Source organism: Pseudonocardia lacus (assembly GCF_018531445.1).
GTDB classification, from domain to species: Bacteria; Actinomycetota; Actinomycetes; order Mycobacteriales; family Pseudonocardiaceae; genus Pseudonocardia; species Pseudonocardia lacus.
Genome location: NZ_JAHDTH010000333.1, coordinates 1 through 5,169, shown reverse-complemented (window position 1 = coordinate 5,169; position 5,169 = coordinate 1). Strand labels below are relative to the sequence as shown.

5 protein-coding genes are annotated in these 5,169 nt (G+C 74.7%); 3 read left to right on the top strand and 2 right to left on the bottom strand.

The genetic code is table 11. The annotated features are described in order from the left end of the window. The 3 genes from KIK08_RS37150 to KIK08_RS37140 all read left to right on the top strand — a co-directional run. On the top strand, positions 1 to 352 hold a 352-nt coding region (locus KIK08_RS37150; RefSeq protein ID WP_214408000.1), incomplete at its 5' end, for a copper transporter. A 152-nt stretch (positions 353 to 504) separates the two neighbouring features. Beyond that, positions 505 to 2,238 carry a CTP synthase gene (gene pyrG / locus KIK08_RS37145; RefSeq protein ID WP_214407999.1) on the top strand — a complete coding sequence of 578 codons (1,734 nt, stop codon included), beginning with the start codon at positions 505 to 507 and terminating at the stop codon, positions 2,236 to 2,238. Further along, positions 2,235 to 2,867, top strand: coding sequence for an NUDIX domain-containing protein (locus KIK08_RS37140; RefSeq protein ID WP_308258131.1), 633 nt, complete (start codon positions 2,235 to 2,237; stop codon positions 2,865 to 2,867). The genes pyrG and KIK08_RS37140 overlap by 4 nt, the downstream gene beginning before the upstream one ends. Before the next feature lie 100 nt (positions 2,868 to 2,967). Here the strand turns inward: KIK08_RS37140 and KIK08_RS37135 are convergent, their stop codons facing one another. Both KIK08_RS37135 and KIK08_RS37130 read right to left on the bottom strand, forming a co-directional pair. Beyond that, entirely contained in the window at positions 2,968 to 4,422 is a 1,455-nt protein-coding gene (locus KIK08_RS37135) for a nitrilase-related carbon-nitrogen hydrolase (protein ID WP_214407998.1), read from the bottom strand. Then, a complete protein-coding gene (locus KIK08_RS37130) occupies positions 4,406 to 4,984 on the bottom strand; it encodes a TetR/AcrR family transcriptional regulator (RefSeq protein ID WP_214407997.1) in 579 nt (192 codons plus the stop codon). The genes KIK08_RS37135 and KIK08_RS37130 overlap by 17 nt, the downstream gene beginning before the upstream one ends. Between the last annotated feature and the right edge of the window lie 185 nt (positions 4,985 to 5,169).

The following is a 5,169-nucleotide window of genomic DNA, read 5'->3' as shown; positions in this document are numbered from 1 at the left end:
GGGCCCGCCGCCGGCGCGCGCCGACCTGGTGCTCGTGCTCACCGGCGGGGCGCTGGAGGGCGTCGACGGCGGCGAGGCCGCCGCCGTGATCGCCCGGTTGGCGGCCCAGCTCGACCGCGCCGGCGCGGGCGCCGTGCTGGCCGGGCGGGGCGGCTCGGCCGACTCCACCGGTGCCGTCGGCGTGGCCAGGGCCGACCCCGCCATCACCGCGGGTCTGTCCACCGTGGACGACGTTCACACCGGCGCCGGTCGGGTGTCGACGGTGCTGGCGCTGCGCGAGCAGCTCGACGGCCGGGCGGGTCGCTACGGCGCCGCCGTCACCGCGGCGGACGGCGCCAGCCCCACCGCCTGATCAACCCCCCCGTCGAGAACGAAGTTGTCGTCCGTTTGGAACGGTCCAATCCACGACAACGTCGTTCTCGACGGGGACATAGCCCATCGGGTGGTCACCGGCGACGCGGGTCGGGCGTCGGGGCGGGCCGCGAGCATGTACCTTGGAGTTCCGTGCAGCAACGCGCCACTCGGCATATCTTCGTCACCGGCGGGGTAGCGTCCTCGCTGGGCAAGGGCCTCACCGCATCCAGCCTCGGCAGGCTGCTGACGTCCCGGGGCCTACGGGTCACGATGCAGAAGCTCGACCCGTACATCAACGTGGACCCGGGCACGATGAACCCGTTCCAGCACGGCGAGGTCTTCGTGACCGAGGACGGCGCGGAGACGGACCTCGACATCGGCCACTACGAGCGCTTCCTCGACCGCGACCTGCGCGGCCAGGCCAACGTCACCACCGGGCAGGTGTACTCCTCGGTCATCGCCAAGGAGCGCCGCGGCGAGTACCTGGGCGACACCGTGCAGGTCATCCCGCACATCACCAACGAGATCAAGGACCGGATGCTCGCCATGGGCGAGCCCGACGGCGACGGCGTCCGGCCCGACGTGGTGATCACCGAGATCGGCGGCACCGTCGGCGACATCGAGTCGCTGCCGTTCCTGGAGGCGGCCCGCCAGGTCCGCCACGACGTCGGCCGCGACAACTGCTTCTTCCTGCACGTCTCGCTGGTGCCCTACCTGGCGCCGTCGGGCGAGCTGAAGACCAAGCCCACCCAGCACTCGGTCGCCGCGCTGCGCAACATCGGCATCCAGCCCGACGCGCTCGTGCTGCGCGCCGACCGGGAGATCCCGGCCGACATGAAGCGCAAGATCAGCCTCATGTGCGACGTCGAGACCGACGGCGTCGTCGCCGCCCCGGACGCCCCGTCGATCTACGACATCCCGCGGGTGCTGCACCGCGAGGGCCTCGACGCCTACGTCGTGCGCCGGCTGCAACTGCCCTTCCGCGACGTCGACTGGACCGAGTGGGGCGACCTGCTCGACCGCGTCCACCATCCCGACGAGGCCGTGCGCATCGGCCTGGTCGGCAAGTACGTCGACCTGCCCGACGCCTACCTGTCGGTCACCGAGGCCCTGCGGGCAGGCGGCTTCGCGCACCGCTCGCGCGTGGAGATCGTCTGGGTGCGCTCCGACGAGTGCCGCACCCCCTCCGGTGCGGCCACCGCCCTGGAGGGCCTGGACGGCGTGCTCATCCCCGGCGGGTTCGGCGTGCGCGGCATCGAGGGCAAGGTCGGCGCGATCACCCACGCCCGCACCCGCGGCCTGCCGGTGCTCGGGCTGTGCCTCGGCCTGCAGTGCATGGTGATCGAGGCGGCCCGCTCGCTGGCCGGCCTGGAGGGCGCCAACTCCTCGGAGTTCGACGAGGCCACCCCGCACCCGGTCATCTCCACCATGGCCGACCAGCGCGACGTCGTGGCCGGCGAGCGCGACATGGGCGGCACCATGCGCCTGGGCGCCTACCCGGCGGCGCTCGCGCCGGGCAGCGTCGTCGCCGGCGCCTACGGCAGCCGCGAGGTCTCCGAGCGCCACCGGCACCGCTACGAGGTCAACAACTCCTACCGGGGCCGGCTGGAGGAGGCGGGCCTGGTGTTCGGCGGCACCTCGCCGGACGGCAAGCTCGTCGAGTTCGTCGAGCTGCCGGCCGAGACCCACCCGTTCTTCGTCGGCACCCAGGCCCACCCCGAGCTGAAGAGCCGCCCCACCCGCCCGCACCCGCTGTTCGCCGCGTTCATCGGGGCGTCGCTGCGCTACCGGGCCGCCGACCGGCTGCCCGTGGAGATCCCCAGCCGCGAGCGGACCGCCCCGGCGCCGATCGCCACCGCGTCGGTGAACGGGACCGGGTCGTGAGCGCGGGGCGCCACGAGTTCACCGTGCGCTCCAGCAAGGACCTGCACGTCGGACGGGTGCTGGCGCTGCGCGCCGACGACGTCGAGATGCCCGGCGGGCGGGTGGCCAACCGCGAGGTCACCGAGCACTTCGGCGCGGTCGCCATCGCCGCGATGGACGTCGACGGCCGGCTGATGATGCTCCACCAGTACCGGCACCCGGTGCGCAGGCGGCTCTGGGAGCTGCCCGCCGGCCTGCTCGACGGGCCGGGGGAGGACCCGCTGGCGGCCGCGCAGCGCGAGCTGACCGAGGAGACCGGCCTGACCGCCACCGACTGGTCGGTGCTGGTCGACGTCGTGCCCTCGCCCGGGTTCTCCGACGAGGCGGTGCGGGTGTTCCTGGCCCGCGACGTCACCGAGGTCGGCCGGCCGTCGCTGGACACCGGCGACGAGGAGGCCGACATGCAGACCCGCTGGGTCTCGCTGCCGGTCGCGGTCCGGATGGTGCTCGACGGCAAGATCGTCAACGGGGTGTCCGCGACGGCGGTGCTGGCCGCGCACGCGCTGGCCGGGGGAGCGGGTCGCCCCGTCGACGCCCCCTGGCCCGACCGGCCCACCCGGTTCGCCGAGCGCCGGGCCGCCGACTCCTGACGCTCCCCCGTCCCGCCACCCTCCCGGTTCAGGAAAGCCACGATGCTGCCCGCAGAGGGCAGTATCGTGGCTTTCCTGAACTCCTGGGGGAGGGGCGGGGCTACGCGGCGGTGAGCTTGCCGCCGCGTCGGCGGATAGCGGTCAGCGCCGTCGCCGCGACGAGCAGGGCGCAGAGCCAGGCCCACCAGTCGCCGAGCACGGCGTAGGGGGTTGTCGCAGTGGCGAGGGGGGCCGGGGTGACGACGGACGCCTCGGCCCGGCCGGTGGTGCGGTCCTCGGCCAGCACGCGGCCGTAGGCGTCGCTGACGGTCACCGCGCCCGAGCGCCCGGCCCGCACGACCGGCAGCCCCGTCTCCACACCGCGTAGCACCGCCATCCGGCTGTGCAGCCAGGCGTCGCGGTCGAAGTCCAGCGCGGGCACCAGCAGCATCCGCGCGCCGGCGGCCCGGTAGTCGCGCACGAGGCCGGGGTAGTCCATGTCCTTGCAGATCAGCACGCCGCGCGGCCCGCCGGGGCCGTCGACGACGGTCAGCCCGGTCCCGGCGACCAGGGCGTCCTCGAGCACCGGGACCAGGTGGTGCTTGCGGTGCTCGACGGGCGCGCCGGCGTCGGCGGGGAAGACCAGCGCGGCGTTCGCGGCGGCGCCCCCGCGGTCGAGCACCACGCCCACGACGACGTCCACGCGCCGGTCGGCCGCCAGCCCGCCCAGCGCGTCGGCCAGCAGCGGCAGGGTGGTGGCGTCGACGGCGAGCGCCTTCTCCGGCAGCACCACCGTGCGCGCGCCCGCGTCGGCGAGCCGGGCGGCGCCGGCGGCGTAGCGGTCGAGCAGGTCGCGGCCCGCGGGCCCGTCCAGCGGTACGGCGTCGACGGGCTGGTCGAGGGCGAGCGCGCCCACCGCGGGCCCGGTGGCCGGGTCGGCGGCGGCCAGGCGCACCACGCCGTAGCCGGCCACCAGCACCGTCGCGGTGACGGCGAGTGCGCCCAGCCGCAGCCGGACCCGCGCCGGGGTCGTCGGCGCGCAGACCGCGGCGATCGCGGCGGGCAGCGCCAGCACGGCGAACGTGACGCCCCAGGGCCCGGTCAGCGCCGCGACCTGGACGAGCGCCGGCGCGTCGAGCTGGGTGTAGGCGAGGCTGAGGAACAGCCCGTTCGGGGTGAGCCCGGACAGCGCGTACTCCACGCTGACCCACGCCGCCGGGACCAGCGCCGTCGCCGCGAACGGGTGGCCGGACCGCATCAGCGCCCGCGCCCCGACGACCACGCAGGCGAACACCGCGGCCAGCGCCACGAACACGCCCACGACCAGCGCGACGGGCTGCTCCAGCGCGGACCGGTCGGTGTAGTACGCCCACAGCCCGCACTCGCCGATCAGCCAGGCGAGGAACGCCGCGGCCGCGGCGGGGAGCGCGGCGGTGCGGGGCGCGGCCAGCAGCACCGGCAGCGGCGCGAGCCAGGCTGCCCACCACAGCGGCTCCAGACCGGTGCCGAGCAGGAACAGGGCGCCGGAAGCGGCCGCGGCCGCGGCACCGGTCCCCAGGTCACGCTGTGAGACCATCGAGGATCCTCCCCAGCGAGCCGTGGCACATGGCCCGGAACCGGTCGGCCGACGGGTCGGTGCGCCCGCCCTGGAACAGCAGGATCAGGCCCTGCATGTGGGCGGCGATCGTGAAGGCGACGTCCCAGACGTCGTCCTCGCGCAGCAGCCTCGCGTCGATCCCGGTCCGGACGATGTCGGCGACGACGGCCAGGGTCGGAGAGGCGCCGTCGCGGAAGTCGTCGGGGTAGGTCCGCGCCCGCGCCCTCGTGTCGGTGAACAGGAACCGGTACAGGTGCGGTTCGTCGATGGCGACGTCCAGCAGCGCGTCGAACGCGGCGTGCAGTTGGGCGACGGCGTCCCCGCCGGTGGCCGGGCGCTCCTTCCAGCGCCGTGCCAGGTCGGTGAACGCCTGGTCGGCGACGGCGGCGAGCAGCGCGTCGCGGTTGGGGTAGTGCCGGTACAGGGCCATCGGGGTCACCCCGATCGTCGCCGCGATGCGGCGCATGCTCACCGCGGCGGCGCCCTCGGCGGCCAGCAGGGCGCGTGCGGTGTCGGCGATCCGCTGGGCCGTCCCTCTCATGTCTACACCGTAAACAGCGGGCCGACAGCCTGTCTACGGCGTATACCGGGGGGACGTCGGGCTAGTACTACAGCCGGACTTCGTGATCTTGCTCCGTGGGGGGTGCCCGGAACGTGGCGCGGCCACCGCATGATCATCTCGGGTTGTGTGGACTCAAGACGAAGCGGTGGCCGCAACCCACAGCC

Excerpts from the sequence above, each read along its gene's own strand:
- KIK08_RS37135 (WP_214407998.1), bottom strand. The coding sequence starts at position 4,422 with ATGGTCTCACAGCGTGACCTGGGGACCGGTGCCGCGGCCGCGGCCGCT.
- KIK08_RS37130 (WP_214407997.1), bottom strand. The coding sequence starts at position 4,984 with ATGAGAGGGACGGCCCAGCGGATCGCCGACACCGCACGCGCCCTGCTG.